Source organism: Mycobacterium lehmannii (genome assembly GCF_001499925.1).
Classification (GTDB): Bacteria; Actinomycetota; Actinomycetes; order Mycobacteriales; family Mycobacteriaceae; genus Mycobacterium; species Mycobacterium lehmannii.
The window spans coordinates 63152-78834 of the sequence record NZ_LQIR01000069.1 but is presented as its reverse complement, the minus strand read 5'-3'; the positions used below and the strand labels follow the sequence as shown (position 1 = coordinate 78834).

Genomic DNA, 15683 nt, shown 5'->3' with positions numbered 1-15683 from the left:
CAAGTATGCACTCTAAGCGATGGTCCGGGCCGGGGGATCCGCGCCGCGTCAGTACGCTCGCGAGGTGGCGAGTGCAAGGGGCGGCCAGCCTGTCCGGCGCGGGGTCGGTCGCGCTGCGGCGGCGCTCGTCCTGTTGGCCGCCGCGGTCTCCGGTTGCGCCGAGGGTCAGACCGCTGCGGTGGAGGTGCCCGACGACCCCGGGGTGGTGCGAACCGTTGCGGGCGCGGTCCGCGGGACCGTCGCCGACGATCACCGGTACTTCGCTGGAATCCCTTACGCCGCACCGCCTCTCGGTGTACTGCGCTGGCAGTCGCCCGCGCCGGTCGAATCGTGGACGGGATTCCGTGACGCGACTCGCCCCGGTTCGCGCTGCATCCAGGACACCAGCTCCGACGTCGACCGACGCCCGCCCAGCGAGGATTGCCTGACCCTCAACGTCTGGACGCCGCCGCCGTCGGACGAACCGCAGCCGGTGATGGTGTGGATCCACGGAGGCAGCTTCCTGAACGGCAGCGGAGACATCTACCCCGCGCGGCGGTTGGCCGGTCGCGGCGTCGTCGTCGTCACGCTCAACTATCGCCTCGGGGCGCTGGGCTTCCTCGCTCATCCCGCGTTGGGTTCCGGCGGCGACGTCGGCAACTACGGCCTCGCCGACCAGCAAGCCGCGCTGCGGTGGGTCCGCGAAAACATCGCCGGATTCGGCGGGGATCCGGACAGGGTCACGATCGCCGGCGAATCGGCGGGCGGGATGGCGGTGTGCGACCACCTCGTCGCGCCCGGGTCCCGAGGGTTGTTCAGCGCGGCGATCATCCAGAGCGCGCCATGTCAGGCGCAGTACGACCTGCCGGCCGCCCAGGAGGCCAGCACCGCATACGCAGCCGATGTCGGATGCGCCGATCCCCGCGTCGCGGCGGATTGCCTACGGTCTCTGCCCGCCGATCGGCTAGCGGCCCCGCTGACGTACGCCCGGTTCGGGACCGAACGCCTGAGTGGTCCGGTGGCGGGCACCGAGGCGCTACCCGAGAAGTCGTTCACCGCAATCACCAGCGGTGAGGCCGCCCGGGTGCCGGTGATGATCGGCACCACGCAAGACGAACACACGCTGTTCGCGGCGCTGCAGGCGTTGCGCGGGCGGACATTCGACGCCGCGACCTACCCCGGACTGCTGGCCGAGGCGTTCGGACCGCACGGGCCCGCCGTGGCGGCGCGGTATCCGCCGGAACGGTACGGCGGGAACGTCGCGCTGGCGTATTCGGCGGCGGTGACGGCGGCCGAATACGCGTGCGTGACCGACCGGATGGCCGACGCCCTTGCCGACCAGCCCGTCTACGCCTACGAATTCGGCGACCGTGACGCGCCGGCACCCGAACCGTTGCTCGAGGCGCCGTTCCCGGTGGGGGCGGCGCATTCGTTGGAGCTTCGCTACCTGTTCGACGTCGGCGGCGCACCACCGCTGGACCCTGCCCAACAGCGGTTGTCCGAGGAGATGGTCGACTACTGGGCGCGGTTCGTCGCGACCGGCTCACCAGGGCCCGGTTGGCCGGAGCTGACCAGCGGGCCCGCGGGTGAGCGGATGTGGCTGCAACCGGACGGCAGCCGCGTCATCACCGATTTCGAGCAGAAACACCAGTGCGCGTTCTGGGCCGGCCTGGGAAGCTGAACCCGGACGGACGCGGACTCGACGGCACCGCTGCAGTCACGGGTACGGTGGCCCTCCGGGCCCGGCGTCAGGGCCAGCGGGTATCCCGTGGCCAGGGATTTGGAGCGTGCCGTTTTCTAGGGCATACTGTTCGGGTTGCCTTGAGCCGGGACGGTGCCTGTTCGGACCGCGTGGCCGGGGCATACGACCGGCGCCCAACCGGGCGCATCCGGTGCCAATCTCGATCGCGAAGATTTTCCGAGCGGACGAGTGCGTGTGCGGGCGACACACCCGACCGCGGGGGCCGGTGGACCACAGACAGAAGAACAGCGGCGGCATGCAGCGTGACTGCGCCGGTGAGAACGGCCCGATTCCGGGCCCAGTATGAGTGAGGTAGGAGAAGCGTGGCGGGACAGAAGATCCGCATCAGGCTCAAGGCCTACGACCACGAGGCGATCGACGCCTCGGCGCGCAAGATCGTGGAAACGGTCACCAGAACCGGCGCCAGCGTGGTTGGTCCTGTGCCGCTGCCGACCGAGAAGAACGTGTACTGCGTCATCCGCTCCCCGCACAAGTACAAGGACTCGCGGGAGCACTTCGAGATGCGTACTCACAAGCGGCTGATCGACATCCTCGACCCGACGCCGAAGACCGTTGACGCCTTGATGCGCATCGATCTGCCGGCCAGCGTCGACGTCAATATCCAATAGACATCTCAGTAGGAAGTGATACCAGGACATGGCTAGCGGTAATAAATCCGCCGCCCCGCGGCGTGGCATTCTGGGCACCAAACTGGGCATGACGCAGGTGTTCGACGAGAACAACCGGGTCGTGCCGGTGACGGTCGTCAAGGCCGGGCCCAATGTGGTGACGCGTATCCGTACCCCGGAGCGCGACGGCTACAGCGCGGTGCAGTTGGCCTACGGCGAGATCAGCCCGCGCAAGGTCAATAAGCCTGTCACGGGCCAGTATTCGGCCGCCGGGGTCAACCCGCGCCGGCATCTGGCCGAGCTGCGGCTCGATGACGAGTCCGCCGCCGCCGAATACGAGGTGGGCCAGGAGCTGACCGCCGAGATCTTCGCCGACGGCAACTACGTCGACGTGACCGGCACCAGCAAGGGCAAAGGTTTCGCAGGCACGATGAAGCGGCACGGTTTCCGCGGTCAGGGCGCCAGTCACGGCGCGCAGGCTGTGCACCGCCGCCCCGGTTCGATCGGTGGCTGCGCCACGCCCGGCCGCGTGTTCAAGGGCACGCGCATGTCGGGCCGCATGGGCAACGACCGCGTGACGACGCTGAACCTGGTGGTGCACAAGGTCGATGCCGAGAACGGCGTGCTGTTGATCAAGGGCGCAATCCCCGGCCGTAACGGCGGGCTCGTGATGGTCCGCAGCGCAATCAAGAGGAGCGAGTAATGGCTCTCAAAGTTGATGTCCACACGCCGGCGGGAGCGAAAGACGGCTCCGTCGAGCTACCCGCTGAGCTGTTCGACGTCGAGGTGAACATCGCGTTGATGCACCAGGTGGTCACCGCGCAGCTGGCCGCGGCGCGGCAGGGCACGCACTCCACCAAGTCGCGCGGTGAAGTCCGCGGCGGCGGTAAGAAGCCGTACCGGCAGAAGGGCACCGGCCGCGCGCGCCAGGGCTCGATTCGGGCGCCGCAGTTCACCGGCGGAGGCATCGTGCACGGCCCCAAGCCGCGCGACTACAGCGAGCGGACCCCGAAGAAGATGATTCGGGCCGCCCTGCGCGGTGCGCTGTCCGACCGGGCGCGCAATGACCGGATCCACGCGGTCACCGAGATCGTCGCGGGCCAGACGCCGTCGACCAAGAGCGCCAAGGCGTTCCTGGCCACGCTCGTCGCCGACCGCAAGCTCGAGAAGAACAAGGTGCTCGTGGTGATCGGCCGCGCCGACGAGGTCAGCGCCAAGAGTGTGCGCAATCTCCCGGGCGTGCACGTGATCTCACCCGACCAGCTCAACACGTACGACGTGCTGAACGCTGACGACGTGATCTTCAGCGTGGAGGCGCTCAACGCCTACATCAGCGCCAACCAGACTGCGAAAGAGGAGGTGTCGGCCTGATGGCGACCGTCACTGACCCCCGCGACATCATCCTGTCGCCGGTCATCTCCGAGAAGTCGTACGGGTTGATCGAGGACAACGTCTACACGTTCATCGTGCATCCAGACTCGAACAAGACGCAGATCAAGATCGCGATCGAGAAGATCTTCGGTGTCAAGGTCGACTCGGTGAACACCGCCAACCGGCAGGGCAAGCGCAAGCGCACCCGCACCGGATACGGGAAGCGCAAGAGCACCAAGCGCGCCATCGTCACGCTGGCCGCGGGGAGCAAGCCCATCGACCTGTTCGGAGCACCGGCTTGATTTCGTCAAGCCGGCGACTGAGGAAGACCTAGAGAATCATGGCAATTCGCAAGTACAAGCCGACGACCCCCGGTCGCCGCGGTGCCAGCGTCTCCGACTTCGCTGAGATCACTCGCGACCACCCGGAGAAGTCGCTGGTTCGGCCGCTGCACGGCAAGGGTGGTCGAAACGCGCACGGCCGCATCACCACCCGGCACAAGGGCGGTGGACACAAGCGTGCCTACCGGGTGATCGACTTCCGTCGCCACGACAAGGACGGCGTCAACGCCAAGGTCGCGCACATCGAGTACGACCCCAACCGCACCGCCAACATCGCACTGCTGCACTACTTCGACGGGGAGAAGCGCTACATCATCGCCCCCGAGGGTCTCAAGCAGGGCACCGTCGTCGAGTCGGGGCCCAACGCCGACATCAAACCGGGTAACAACCTGCCGCTGCGCAACATCCCCGCGGGCACCCTGGTGCATGCGGTGGAACTGCGGCCAGGCGGCGGCGCCAAGCTCGCGCGCTCGGCCGGCGCCAGCATCCAGTTGCTGGGCAAGGAAGGCACCTACGCGTCGCTGCGTATGCCCTCCGGTGAGATCCGCCGCGTCGACGTGCGCTGCCGCGCCACCATCGGCGAGGTGGGCAACGCCGAGCAGGCAAACATCAACTGGGGCAAGGCCGGTCGCATGCGGTGGAAGGGCAAGCGCCCCTCCGTCCGTGGCGTCGTGATGAACCCGGTCGACCACCCCCACGGCGGTGGCGAAGGTAAGACCTCCGGTGGTCGTCACCCGGTGAGCCCGTGGGGCAAGCCCGAAGGCCGCACCCGCAAGCCGAACAAAGCGAGCAACAAGCTCATCGTCCGTCGCCGGCGCACCGGCAAGAAGCGCTGAGAGTAGGCAGGTACAAGGAATATGCCACGCAGCCTGAAGAAGGGTCCGTTCGTCGACGACCATCTGTTGAAGAAGGTCGACGCGCAGAACGAGAAGAACACCAAGCAGGTCATCAAGACCTGGTCGCGTCGGTCGACCATCATCCCCGACTTCATCGGGCACACCTTTGCGGTGCATGACGGCCGCAAGCATGTCCCGGTGTTCGTCACCGAGGCGATGGTCGGGCACAAGCTCGGCGAGTTCGCCCCCACCCGCACCTTCAAGGGTCACATCAAGGATGACCGGAAGGCGAAGAGGCGCTAATGACTACAGCGATTGAATATCCGTCCGCGACGGCGAAGGCGCGCTTTGTGCGCGTATCGCCGACGAAGGCGCGCCGCGTCATCGACCTGGTGCGCGGTAAGTCGGTGTCCGAAGCGCTGGACATCCTGCGGTGGGCTCCGCAGGCGGCCAGCGAGCCGGTCGCCAAGGTCATCGCGAGCGCCGCGGCCAACGCGCAGAACAACGAGGGCCTGGATCCGTCCACTCTCGTGGTCGCGACCGTCTACGCCGACGAGGGGCCGACCGCCAAGCGCATCCGGCCACGCGCGCAGGGCCGTGCGTTCCGGATTCGCAAGCGCACCAGCCACATCACGGTGATCGTGGAAAGCAGAGTGAGCCAGGAGCAGCGTGGCGGCGGCCAGTCGGCCAGCGCGGCTCGGGCGCGTCGCGCTCAGGGCAGTAAGGCCAAGAGCGCTGAAGCGGCCAAGAAGGCTCCCGCCAACAAGACCGCAGAGCAGGCGCCCGCCAAGAAGGCACCAGCCAAGAAGGCCGCACCCAAGAAGTCGGCCGAGGGCACCAAGGCTGAGAAATCGACTGCTGAAGCGTCCGATGCGAAGGAGGGCTCGGAGTAGTGGGCCAGAAAATCAATCCCCACGGCTTCCGGCTCGGTATCACCACCGACTGGAAGTCCCGGTGGTACGCCGATAAGCAGTACAAGGATTACGTCAAGGAAGACGTCGCGATCCGACGGCTGCTGGCCACCGGTCTCGAGCGCGCCGGCATCGCCGACGTGGAGATCGAGCGCACCAGAGATCGCGTGCGCGTGGACATCCACACCGCACGCCCGGGCATCGTGATCGGCCGCCGTGGCACCGAAGCCGACCGTATTCGCGCCGACCTGGAGAAGCTGACCGGCAAGCAGGTGCAGCTGAACATCCTCGAGGTGAAGAATCCCGAGTCGCAGGCGCAGTTGGTGGCCCAGGGCGTTGCCGAGCAGCTGTCCAACCGCGTGGCCTTCCGCCGCGCCATGCGCAAGGCGATCCAGTCCGCGATGCGTCAGCCCAACGTCAAGGGAATTCGCGTGCAGTGCTCCGGTCGCCTCGGTGGCGCCGAGATGAGCCGCTCGGAGTTCTACCGCGAAGGTCGCGTGCCGCTGCACACGCTGCGCGCCGACATCGACTACGGCCTGTACGAGGCCAAGACGACGTTCGGCCGTATCGGCGTGAAGGTGTGGATCTACAAGGGCGACATTGTCGGTGGCAAGCGTGAGCTGGCCGCGGCCGTGCCCGCCGGTGCGGATCGCCCGCGTCGTGAGCGTCCTTCGGGCACCCGGCCGCGTCGCAGCGGCGCATCGGGCACCACCGCGACGAGCACCGAAGCCGGCCGTGCCGCTTCGGGCGGCTCCGAGAGCGGCACGGCTCCGGCCGGAAGCGTCGCAGACAACGCCGCGGCTTCGCAGGCCGCAGCTGCGGCCGAGACGCCGACAGAAAATACGGAGAGCTGAATCATGTTGATTCCCCGCAAGGTCAAGCACCGTAAGCAACACCACCCGAGGCAGCGCGGCATCGCCAGCGGCGGCACGACGGTGAGCTTCGGTGACTACGGTATCCAGGCGCTCGAGCACGCGTACATCACCAACCGGCAGATCGAGTCCGCTCGTATCGCGATCAACCGGCACATCAAGCGTGGCGGAAAGGTGTGGATCAACATCTTCCCGGACCGCCCGCTGACCAAGAAGCCGGCCGAAACCCGCATGGGTTCCGGTAAGGGTTCGCCCGAGTGGTGGGTGGCCAACGTCAAACCGGGCCGCGTGCTCTTCGAGTTGAGCTACCCCGATGAGGCGACCGCCCGGGCGGCGCTGACCCGTGCGATCCACAAGCTGCCGATCAAGGCACGCATCGTCACCCGAGAGGAGCACTTCTGATGGCAGTGGGAGTGACGCCGGGCGAACTGCGCGAGCTGACCGACGACGAATTGAAGGATCGGCTGCGCGAGTCCAAGGAAGAGCTGTTCAACCTGCGCTTCCAGATGGCGACCGGCCAATTGTCGAACAACCGCCGGCTTCGTACGGTGCGTCAGGAAATCGCGCGCGTGTACACCGTGCTGCGCGAACGTGAGTTGGGTCTGGCCTCCGGACCCGTGGGTGAGGATTCGTAACAATGGCAGACAACGCTGCAAAAGGGCCCAAGTACACCCCGCGCAAGGACGAGGAGCGGGGCCGCCGCAAGACGGCCATCGGGTACGTGGTTTCGGACAAGATGCAAAAGACCATCGTGGTCGAGCTGGAGGATCGTAAGAGCCACCCGCTCTACGGCAAGATCATCCGCACCACCAAGAAGGTCAAGGCACACGATGAGGACGACAGCGCGGGCATCGGCGACCGGGTGTCGCTGATGGAGACGCGTCCGCTGTCGGCGACCAAGCGCTGGCGGCTCGTCGAGATTCTCGAGAAGGCCAAATAGGCTGGACCGCAAGGAAAACCCCCGAACACTTCAATGTGTCGGGGGTTTTCGCTCTGCGCTCAGTCTTCTGCAGGCCGCAGGACCGCCAGCACGGTCAGGAGCAATATCTTGAAATCCAAAAGCAGCGACCAGTTGTCGATGTAGTAGTTGTCCCATTCGGCGCGGTCGGCAATCGAGGTCTGTCCCCGGTAACCGTGCACCTGGGCCCAACCCGTCATGCCCGCCTTCACCCGGTGGCGTTGGCCGTAGCGACGCACGTGCATCTCGAACAACTCGACGAACTCCGGCCGCTCGGGGCGCGGACCCACCAGGCTCATCTCTCCACGTAGCACGTTGATCAGTTGAGGCAGTTCGTCCAGCGATGCCTTGCGCATGATGCGGCCGATGCGGGTGCGTCGGTCCTCGCCCTCGACTCCGCCCGGCGCCGTACCCTTCTCGGGTTCGAAACCCGCAGCGGCCTTCTCGGGTTGTCGCATGGTACGGAACTTCAAGCACCCGAAGACCTTTCCGTCGCGTCCGATCCGCTCTTGACTGAAGAAGATCGGGCCCGGCGAGCTGAATTTCACCGCCATCGCGAGCACGAGCAGCAACGGCGAGATGAGCACAAGTCCGACCAGCGCGGCCACGCGATCACCGCCATGCTTGACGGCGAATTGCCAGCCTTTCGGATTGACGCGGGTCAGCACCATGAGCGGTACGCCGCCCATGTGCTCGATTCGGGTGCCGCTGCCCACCGAGTCCATCAACCGCGGCACCACGCGCACACGCAACCCGAGTTCCTGAGCCAATTGCGCGGTCCGCGAAAGGTGTTCGTCGGGCAACGGCGACGGGGCGATGATGAGCTCCTCGGCCCGCGTGGCGCGCGCGGCGCTTTCGAGTTCGTTCGTACCACCCAGGTAAGGGACGTCGAACATCTCGACATCTGTGGGCCGCGTGTCGTCCAATACACCGACCGGGCACATGCCGTAGTCCCGGATCTGACGCATGCGGGAAATGAGCTGATGGGCGACCGGACCGGAGCCGACGACCAGTGCCGGCCTGCCGACTTCGAACCTTCTGCGCAGCCATCGGTTCACCAACGACCGAGCCAGGCGCACCACGGGAATGAGAATGGCGGCGAACACCCAGATCTTCAGGACGAGCTCGCTCGGGCGGACATACGGCGTGAGAACCTCACCGACCGGCAGCCGGGGCACCAGGAGCACCATCAGCGTCAACGTGGCCAAAGCGGCCACCGCGATCGACGTTGCCACGGGCTCGAACTGGTCCAGGAAGCCCTCGTTCAGCTTCTGTCGATACATCGACCGGGTGGTCATCACGATCAGCAGCATCGGGACGAAAAGCCACGAGAACAGGGCGATGTTGCGGTCCTGCTCCATGTCGCCCGGGATCCACCACTGGGCCAGCGCCACTGCGGCCACGGCCAGGATGGCGTCGATCGCCACGGTGATCACCGAGTACCACGGATCGACACGGAGAACTTCGACCCAGCGGGGTGTCGGATTGGGCGAAGGAGCCGGCACGACCTTCAACCGCGGCACCGTCGGACGGCTACTAGGCGCGTGCTCCGAGACATCCGCCTTAAGCTGCATTTATCACTCTCTCGGACGGAACTGGCAACTATGTTAGATGCACTGTACCGACCCCGATCTCAAAAAGCGCAGTCACGGCAATCGTTGAACACGCGCGTTGGCGTACCACGGATATCCAGGTTTGCTGAAGTTCCGTTATCGGGCGTTTGAAGTGGGAGGGACGCTGAAAATTCGTTCCGTAGTCAGTTGCGCGAGGTCGCTCAAAATCTGGACATGGCCGGTGCTCCACTGCCTTGGCTTGCTGTCGGACACACACAGCGTGCCGATCGCGTGGCCATCTTGATCGATCAGGGGTATGCCGAGGTAGGCGGCCATCGCACCGCCGCGCACCACGGGGTGGTTCATGAACACGGGGTCGGTCCGTGCGTCTTCGATGACCAGAGCGGCTCCATCGGCCACGGTGTACTGGCAGATGGATTGGTCGAACGGCATCGCTCGGTCCTCGATCGAGAGCTTGCCCATCCCGGCGGTGCTCTTGTAGAACGTACGGTCGGCATCGACCAGGCTCACCGCCGCAAACGGGGTCCCCAGCGCTTCTGCGGCCGCTCGGGAGATCCGGTCATAGGCAGGGTCCGGCGGCGAGTCGAGTAGTCCGGTCGAGCGCAGTGAGCTCAGTCGATCGGGGTCGTTTACCACCGTCGACACGTCCGGCATGGCATCGCTGTTCAGCACTCCTGATTCGGACAGGTGCGAGAGCAGTTCCTTCGCCGAGACGTTTGTGCGCATCTGGTCGGCGACCATTTGTGCTGCGACCGCACGTGCGACGTAGGTTTCCACGTCCGTGCCGGCATTGCGTGCGCATTCTTCGAGTTGGCGGTTGAGCCACTCATCGAAACGCCGAAACGAGCGAGTCACAATGCGAAACGGTATACGAATTGGCCGATCTGCAAGTGTTGGTCGAATATCCACCGGTCGCGGGCGTCGTCGCGTCCGCTAACCGATCCTGGTGGCGATGCCGTCGAGCAGTTGACCCAATCCGGAACGGAAGTCGGCGGAAGGGTCGTTGTCGGTGGGGTCGAAGACACCCTCATGCAGCGCTGCGGCCAGTGCCGGGAACTTCTCCGGGTCGAGCAGGCCCCGAAGGAGCGCCGGATAGCCCGGCCAATCGGTTCGACCAGCCTCGATGTCGGCTGCCGCTGCGCCACGGACGAAGTGCAGGACCGCCATGACCGCGGCGAACTTGTCACGCTCGCTGAGCCCGGTGTCGGCGAGGGCGGCCAGCCCCGCGTCCAGCCACGCCACCTGGCCCGGATCGGCCGGCGGCCCGGCAGACACGGCCTGTAACACCCACGGGTGCCGGTGGTAGACGTCCCACAATCCGTCTGCCCAATTCGTCAGTGCCTCAGCCCAATTGGCGGGCGCACCGGTCGGTGGACGGCCGACCGCAACAGCCGACATGAAGATCACGAGCTCGTCCTTGTTGGCGACATGTCGGTACAGCGACATCGTGCCGCACCCCAGACGCTCGGCCAGTCGGGCCATGGACAGTGCGTCCAGACCGTCGGCGTCGGCCAGTTCAACGGCGGTACGCACAATGCGCTCCCGGTTCAGTCCAGTGGAGCGTGCGGGCTCGCTCGGCTCATTCCAGAGGAGCTTCAGTGCACGCGGTAGGGATTCGCTCATCGATGGTCAGCCTAAGCCACTGGACATCGAGCGCGTATGCCGTACGCTCTGTGCGTATGTCATACGCATCTCGTCAGACTTCTCGCCGGTGGGCGCTTGCACTCGCGGTCGTCGTGGCGTGCTTTCTGGGCTTCTCCGTACCCCCGTATCTGGCCGGCGGCACCCGGGTGCCCGCCACGTTCTGGCTGCACTACCCGCTGTTGGTGTTTCACGTCATGTTCGCGAGCGTCGCGATGGTCGCGGCGGTGGTGCAGATCTGGCCTCGGCTTCGTACTTCTCACCCGGCACTGCATCGCCGTTGCGGTCGCATCTACGTCGTCGCTGCACTTCCGGCCGCCGTGTCCGCGATGGTGATCGGCGCGGTCACTCCGTTCGGACCACTTTTGGCTGTCAGCAACGTGACGTTGGGCGCGTTGTGGCTGTGGTTCACCGCGAGGGGCTATGCCGCGGCCCGGGGTCGCCGTATCTCCGAGCACCGGCGGAACATGGTGCGCAGCGCGGCGCTGGCACTGTCTGTCATCACCAACCGAATCTGGACGCCTGTCATCTATGTCTCCTTTCAACCGTTGCAGGACAACGTCTTTGGTGGCAATGCCGAACATTTCCAATGGTTTGCCGCCGGAGTCGGTGCATGGCTGGGGTGGACGGTCCCTCTCGGAATTGTTCAGTGGTGGCTGACCAGACGGGCGGTGACGGCGTCGTCGTCGAATCGTCAGCTAACCGAGACACCCCACGTGTAATCTCCGGGCCACACTGCGACGCGACACCGGACAAGGCTGGGCATGGCAACCGAATTCAACGGCAAGATCGAACTCGACATCCGCGACTCGGAACCGGACTGGGGCCCGTACGCCGCACCGACCGCCCCCGAAGGCGCCCCCAACGTGCTCTACCTCGTCTGGGACGACATCGGTATCGCCACATGGGACTGCTTCGGCGGCCTCGTCGAGATGCCCACGATGAGCCGTATCGCCGAACGCGGCGTTCGACTGTCGCAGTTCCACACCACCGCGCTCTGCTCGCCGACCAGGGCGTCCCTGTTGACCGGCCGCAACCCGACGACCGTCGGCATGGCGACGATCGAGGAGTTCACCGAAGGCTTCCCCGGCTGCAACGGGCGGATCCCGTTCGACACCGCACTCCTGTCCGAAGTGCTGGCCGAACACGGATACAACACCTATTGCGTCGGCAAGTGGCATCTGACGCCGCTCGAGGAGTCGAATCTGGCTTCCACCAAACGACATTGGCCCCTGTCGCGCGGCTTCGAGCGGTTCTACGGGTTCATGGGCGGCGAAACCGATCAGTGGTACCCGGAGCTGGTCTATGACAACCACCCTGTCGCGCCGCCGGCGGCACCAGAGGAGGGTTACCACCTGTCAAAGGATCTGGCAGACAAAACCATCGAGTTCATCCGCGATGCGAAGGTGATCGCACCGGATAAGCCGTGGTTCTCGTACGTCTGCCCAGGAGCCGGACACGCCCCGCATCACGTCTTCGCCGAGTGGGCCGACCGCTACGCCGGCAAGTTCGACATGGGCTACGAGCGATACCGCGAGATCGTGCTGGACAACCAGAAGAAGCTCGGCATCGTGCCCTCCGACACTGAACTCTCGCCGATCAATCCGTACGGAGACGTCAAGGGGCCCAACGGTGAACCGTGGCCGACACAGGACACGGTGCGGCCATGGGACGAGCTCGGCGACGACGAGAAGCGCCTTTTCGCGCGCATGGCCGAAGTGTTCGCCGGATTCCTGTCCTACACCGATGCGCAGATCGGTCGCATCATCGACTATCTGGAGGACTCGGGTCAGCTCGACAATACGATCATCGTCGTCATCTCCGACAACGGCGCGAGCGGCGAGGGCGGCCCGAACGGCTCGGTGAACGAGGTCAAGTTCTTCAACGGATACATCGACACCGTCGAGGACGGCCTCCGTCTCATCGACAACCTCGGCGGCCCGGAGACCTACAACCACTATCCGACCGGCTGGGCGATGGCGTTCAACGCACCGTACAAGCTTTTCAAGCGCTACGCCTCACACGAAGGAGGGATCGCGGACCCCGCAATCGTCTCCTGGCCCAAGGGGATCGCCGCACACGGCGAGGTGCTAGACAGCTACATCAACGTCTGCGACGTCACACCGACGATCTATCAGCTCCTCGGCATCACCCCGCCCGACACGGTCAAAGGAGTGCCCCAGAAGCCGCTGGACGGGGTGAGTTTCGAGGGGGCGCTGCGGGATTCGTCGGCGGCAACCGACAAGCGCACGCAGTTCTACACGATGCTCGGCACACGGGGGATCTGGCACGACGGCTGGTTCGCCAACACCGTGCACGCCGCATCACCGGCAGGCTGGTCACATTTCGACAGCGACCGATGGGAGCTGTTCCATATCGAAGCCGACCGCAGTCAGTGCCACGACCTGGCCGCCGAAAACCCGGACAAGCTCGAAGAACTCACCAAGCTGTGGTTCGCCGAGGCTGACAAGTACAACGGGCTGCCGCTTGGCGACCTGAACATTTTCGACACCATTTCGCGGTGGCGGCCGGGGGTGGCGGGCCGGCGCGACTCGTACCAGTACTACCCCGGCACCGCCGACGTCGGAATGGGAGCCGCGGTCGAGATACAAGGGCGGTCGTTCGCGGCCATGGCCGAGATGGTGATCGACACGTCGGGCGCCGAAGGCGTGATCTTCAAACACGGTGGCGCGCACGGCGGTCACGTGATGTTCGTGCAGGACGGGCGGCTTCATTACGTGTACAACTTCCTGGGCGAGGACGAGCAGCGAATGTCGTCGCCGGATGCGGTGCCGTTGGGGCGGCACTCGTTCGGGGTCGCGTATGTGCGCACCGGAACCGCCGAGGGCAGCCACACCCCGATCGGAGACGCGGCTTTGTATATCGATGACCAGCAGGTCGCGACGTTGCGCGAAATGCGCGTCCATCCGGGGACGTTCGGGCTCGCCGGCGCGAGTCTGAGCATCGGCAGGAACGCCGGATCTCCGGTTTCGGGCTCGTACAGGCCGCCGTTTGCGTTCACCGGTGGCACCATCGTCGAGGTCAACATCGACGTCTCGGGCAAGCCGTATCTGGACCTGGAGAGGGAGTTCGCGCGCGCCTTCGCGAAGGACTGATCACACCGAGCGTGGAGGCGGGACGGAATCGATGAAGTACGCCGTGGGGCAGGCGATCGCGCTGACGTGGCTGCTGACCGCGTGTGTCGACAACAGCGAAGGCGTACCGATCGCAGAAGAGGCCGTCGTCTCCGACACGACGATCTCCGCCACCGCGACGCCGCCGTCGACCGCGCCGTCCGACCCGCCGGTTGACACCGCCCAGCCGGGCATCGTGCCGACCCCACAACCGTCGGCGGCCGATCGCGCTTGCGGCACGCCGCGCCCCGATCAGGTGTCGGCCGCGGTGCCTGATCCGGCTGCGCCCAAGATCACGGTGGCTCTACCGGCGGGATGGTTCACGGCGGCGGGACAGGGGGATGTCGCGCTGCGGCTGACCGGGCCGGACGGGATGTGGGCGACGGTCACCATTGCCGAGACGACGCTGCCGCCGGCCGAAGCGTTCGAACGCTATGCCGACGACGCTGTGGCGGCAGCCGATATCAGCACGCTGAGCGTGCTGCCGGCCGAACTGTGCGGCTACAGCGGTCAGAAGCTGCTCGGGTCGTGGGCGGGCTCGCCGGGACCCGCGGTGCAGTTCGGCGACCGGCTCGCCCATATCCCGACGAGCACCGGCGACTACCTGGTGGCGGTGCACGTCGAAGCTCCCGCCCAGACGGCGGGCTTCGACCCGCTCGGCTCGCCGCTGCTGGGGGAGTTCGGCATCGTCATTCCCTGAGCGATCACCCATCGAGTCGACGCGACGTCGCTGATTACAGGACGCTCGGGGTCCCGCGAGCGTGCAAAAAGTGTCGAGAATCCGCGGCGGGTCGTCGACAAACACGCACGCTCGCGCTGCAGGGGAGGGCGTGATCAGCGACGATTTGGCTTCCTGCAGGTCCTCCCATAGAATCAAGCGGTTGCCTTGGGCAGACCTCGGCCAGTCGCGTGCGGCGGGCCCCGCGTGCCTTTCGGTGACAGCAAGACCGCGTACGTCCAGGTCGGTATCTGGCGTGCATACAAAAACCAGGTCGAGGAGATCGAGTGATTCAGCAGGAATCGCGGCTCAAGGTCGCCGACAACACGGGCGCCAGGGAGATCCTGTGCATCCGCGTGCTCGGCGGCTCGTCGCGGCGCTATGCCGGCATCGGCGATGTCATCGTGGCGACCGTAAAGGAAGCCATTCCCGGCGGCAACGTCAAGCGCGGCGAGATCGTGAAGGCCGTCATCGTGCGCACCGTCAAGGAGCGCCGTCGCGCCGACGGAAGCTACATCAAGTTCGACGAGAACGCCGCCGTCATCATCAAGGCCGACAACGACCCGCGCGGTACCCGCATCTTCGGTCCGGTCGGCCGCGAACTGCGCGAGAAGCGCTTCATGAAGATCGTCTCGCTTGCTCCGGAGGTGTTGTAGATGAAGGTCCACAAGGGCGACACCGTGCTCGTCATCTCCGGCAAGGACAAGGGCGCCAAGGGCAAGGTGCTGGTCGCCTACCCGGCGCGCAACAAAGTCCTCGTCGAGGGCGTCAACCGGATCAAGAAGCACACGGCGGTGTCGAGCAACGAGCGCGGCGCACAGTCCGGCGGCATCGTCACCCAGGAGGCGCCGATCGACGTCTCCAATGTGATGGTCGTCGACTCCGACGGCAAGCCGACCCGCATCACGTACCGGGTTGACGAGGAGACCGGCAAGAAGGTCCGCATCGCCAAGACCAACGGCAAGGACATCAACTGAC

20 protein-coding genes are annotated in these 15683 nt (G+C 65.8%); 17 read left to right on the top strand and 3 right to left on the bottom strand.

The window, feature by feature from the left end:
- The first annotated feature begins 19 nt into the window (after positions 1-19).
- The 12 genes from AU192_RS24450 (at position 20) to rpsQ (ending at position 7620) form a co-directional block, all read left to right on the top strand.
- Positions 20-1660, top strand: coding sequence for a carboxylesterase/lipase family protein (locus AU192_RS24450; RefSeq protein ID WP_082693967.1), 1641 nt, complete (start codon positions 20-22; stop codon positions 1658-1660).
- A 383-nt stretch (positions 1661-2043) separates the two neighbouring features.
- On the top strand, positions 2044-2349 hold the full coding sequence (gene rpsJ, locus AU192_RS24445) for a 30S ribosomal protein S10 (RefSeq protein ID WP_003883485.1): 306 nt from the start codon (positions 2044-2046) through the stop codon (positions 2347-2349).
- Between the two features lie 28 nt (positions 2350-2377).
- Positions 2378-3052, top strand: coding sequence for a 50S ribosomal protein L3 (gene rplC, locus AU192_RS24440; RefSeq protein ID WP_064400120.1), 675 nt, complete (start codon positions 2378-2380; stop codon positions 3050-3052).
- Positions 3052-3720: a 50S ribosomal protein L4 gene (rplD, locus tag AU192_RS24435; RefSeq protein ID WP_064400119.1), complete on the top strand. Its 669-nt coding sequence runs from the start codon at positions 3052-3054 to the stop codon at positions 3718-3720. Before rplC ends, rplD begins: the two co-directional genes overlap by 1 nt.
- Positions 3720-4022, top strand: a complete 303-nt coding sequence (gene rplW / locus AU192_RS24430) for a 50S ribosomal protein L23 (protein WP_064400118.1) — start codon at positions 3720-3722, stop codon at positions 4020-4022. Before rplD ends, rplW begins: the two co-directional genes overlap by 1 nt.
- Before the next feature lie 38 nt (positions 4023-4060).
- Positions 4061-4897 carry a 50S ribosomal protein L2 gene (rplB, locus tag AU192_RS24425; RefSeq protein WP_064400117.1) on the top strand — a complete coding sequence of 279 codons (837 nt, stop codon included), beginning with the start codon at positions 4061-4063 and terminating at the stop codon, positions 4895-4897.
- 21 nt (positions 4898-4918) lie between these two features.
- Positions 4919-5200: a 30S ribosomal protein S19 gene (gene rpsS, locus AU192_RS24420; protein ID WP_007167837.1), complete on the top strand. Its 282-nt coding sequence runs from the start codon at positions 4919-4921 to the stop codon at positions 5198-5200.
- The gene (gene rplV / locus AU192_RS24415; RefSeq protein WP_064400116.1) at positions 5200-5790 is read left to right on the top strand and encodes a 50S ribosomal protein L22; all 591 of its coding nucleotides are present in this window, start codon (positions 5200-5202) and stop codon (positions 5788-5790) included. The genes rpsS and rplV overlap by 1 nt, the downstream gene beginning before the upstream one ends.
- Positions 5790-6662, top strand: coding sequence for a 30S ribosomal protein S3 (gene rpsC / locus AU192_RS24410; RefSeq protein ID WP_064400115.1), 873 nt, complete (start codon positions 5790-5792; stop codon positions 6660-6662). The genes rplV and rpsC overlap by 1 nt, the downstream gene beginning before the upstream one ends.
- A gap of 3 nt (positions 6663-6665) precedes the next feature.
- Entirely contained in the window at positions 6666-7082 is a 417-nt protein-coding gene (rplP, locus tag AU192_RS24405) for a 50S ribosomal protein L16 (protein ID WP_059101353.1), read from the top strand.
- Positions 7082-7315, top strand: a complete 234-nt coding sequence (gene rpmC, locus AU192_RS24400) for a 50S ribosomal protein L29 (RefSeq protein WP_059101354.1) — start codon at positions 7082-7084, stop codon at positions 7313-7315. The genes rplP and rpmC overlap by 1 nt, the downstream gene beginning before the upstream one ends.
- 2 nt (positions 7316-7317) lie before the next feature.
- Complete coding sequence (gene rpsQ, locus AU192_RS24395) at positions 7318-7620, top strand: 30S ribosomal protein S17 (protein WP_064400114.1); 303 nt, start codon at positions 7318-7320, stop codon at positions 7618-7620.
- A 59-nt stretch (positions 7621-7679) separates the two neighbouring features.
- Here the strand turns inward: rpsQ and AU192_RS24390 are convergent, their stop codons facing one another.
- The 3 genes from AU192_RS24390 to AU192_RS24380 form a co-directional block, all read right to left on the bottom strand.
- The gene (locus AU192_RS24390; protein ID WP_064400113.1) at positions 7680-9212 is read right to left on the bottom strand and encodes a sugar transferase; all 1533 of its coding nucleotides are present in this window, start codon (positions 9210-9212) and stop codon (positions 7680-7682) included.
- A gap of 135 nt (positions 9213-9347) precedes the next feature.
- Entirely contained in the window at positions 9348-10121 is a 774-nt protein-coding gene (locus AU192_RS24385) for a GAF domain-containing protein (protein ID WP_341271769.1), read from the bottom strand.
- A 24-nt stretch (positions 10122-10145) separates the two neighbouring features.
- Positions 10146-10835: a TetR/AcrR family transcriptional regulator gene (locus AU192_RS24380; protein WP_064400111.1), complete on the bottom strand. Its 690-nt coding sequence runs from the start codon at positions 10833-10835 to the stop codon at positions 10146-10148.
- Between the two features lie 56 nt (positions 10836-10891).
- Between AU192_RS24380 and AU192_RS24375 the strand changes: the two genes are divergently transcribed.
- The 5 genes from AU192_RS24375 to rplX all read left to right on the top strand — a co-directional run bounded on the left by AU192_RS24375 (position 10892) and on the right by rplX (position 15682).
- Positions 10892-11575 carry a DUF2306 domain-containing protein gene (locus AU192_RS24375; RefSeq protein ID WP_064400110.1) on the top strand — a complete coding sequence of 228 codons (684 nt, stop codon included), beginning with the start codon at positions 10892-10894 and terminating at the stop codon, positions 11573-11575.
- A 42-nt stretch (positions 11576-11617) separates the two neighbouring features.
- A complete protein-coding gene (locus AU192_RS24370; protein WP_064400109.1) occupies positions 11618-13969 on the top strand; it encodes an arylsulfatase in 2352 nt (783 codons plus the stop codon).
- A gap of 31 nt (positions 13970-14000) precedes the next feature.
- The gene (locus tag AU192_RS24365) at positions 14001-14687 is read left to right on the top strand and encodes a hypothetical protein (RefSeq protein WP_064400108.1); all 687 of its coding nucleotides are present in this window, start codon (positions 14001-14003) and stop codon (positions 14685-14687) included.
- Positions 14688-14992: 305 nt separating this feature from the next.
- Positions 14993-15361 carry a 50S ribosomal protein L14 gene (rplN, locus tag AU192_RS24360; protein WP_064400107.1) on the top strand — a complete coding sequence of 123 codons (369 nt, stop codon included), beginning with the start codon at positions 14993-14995 and terminating at the stop codon, positions 15359-15361.
- Positions 15362-15682: a 50S ribosomal protein L24 gene (gene rplX, locus AU192_RS24355; RefSeq protein ID WP_064345605.1), complete on the top strand. Its 321-nt coding sequence runs from the start codon at positions 15362-15364 to the stop codon at positions 15680-15682.
- The last annotated feature ends 1 nt before the right edge of the window (position 15683 follow it).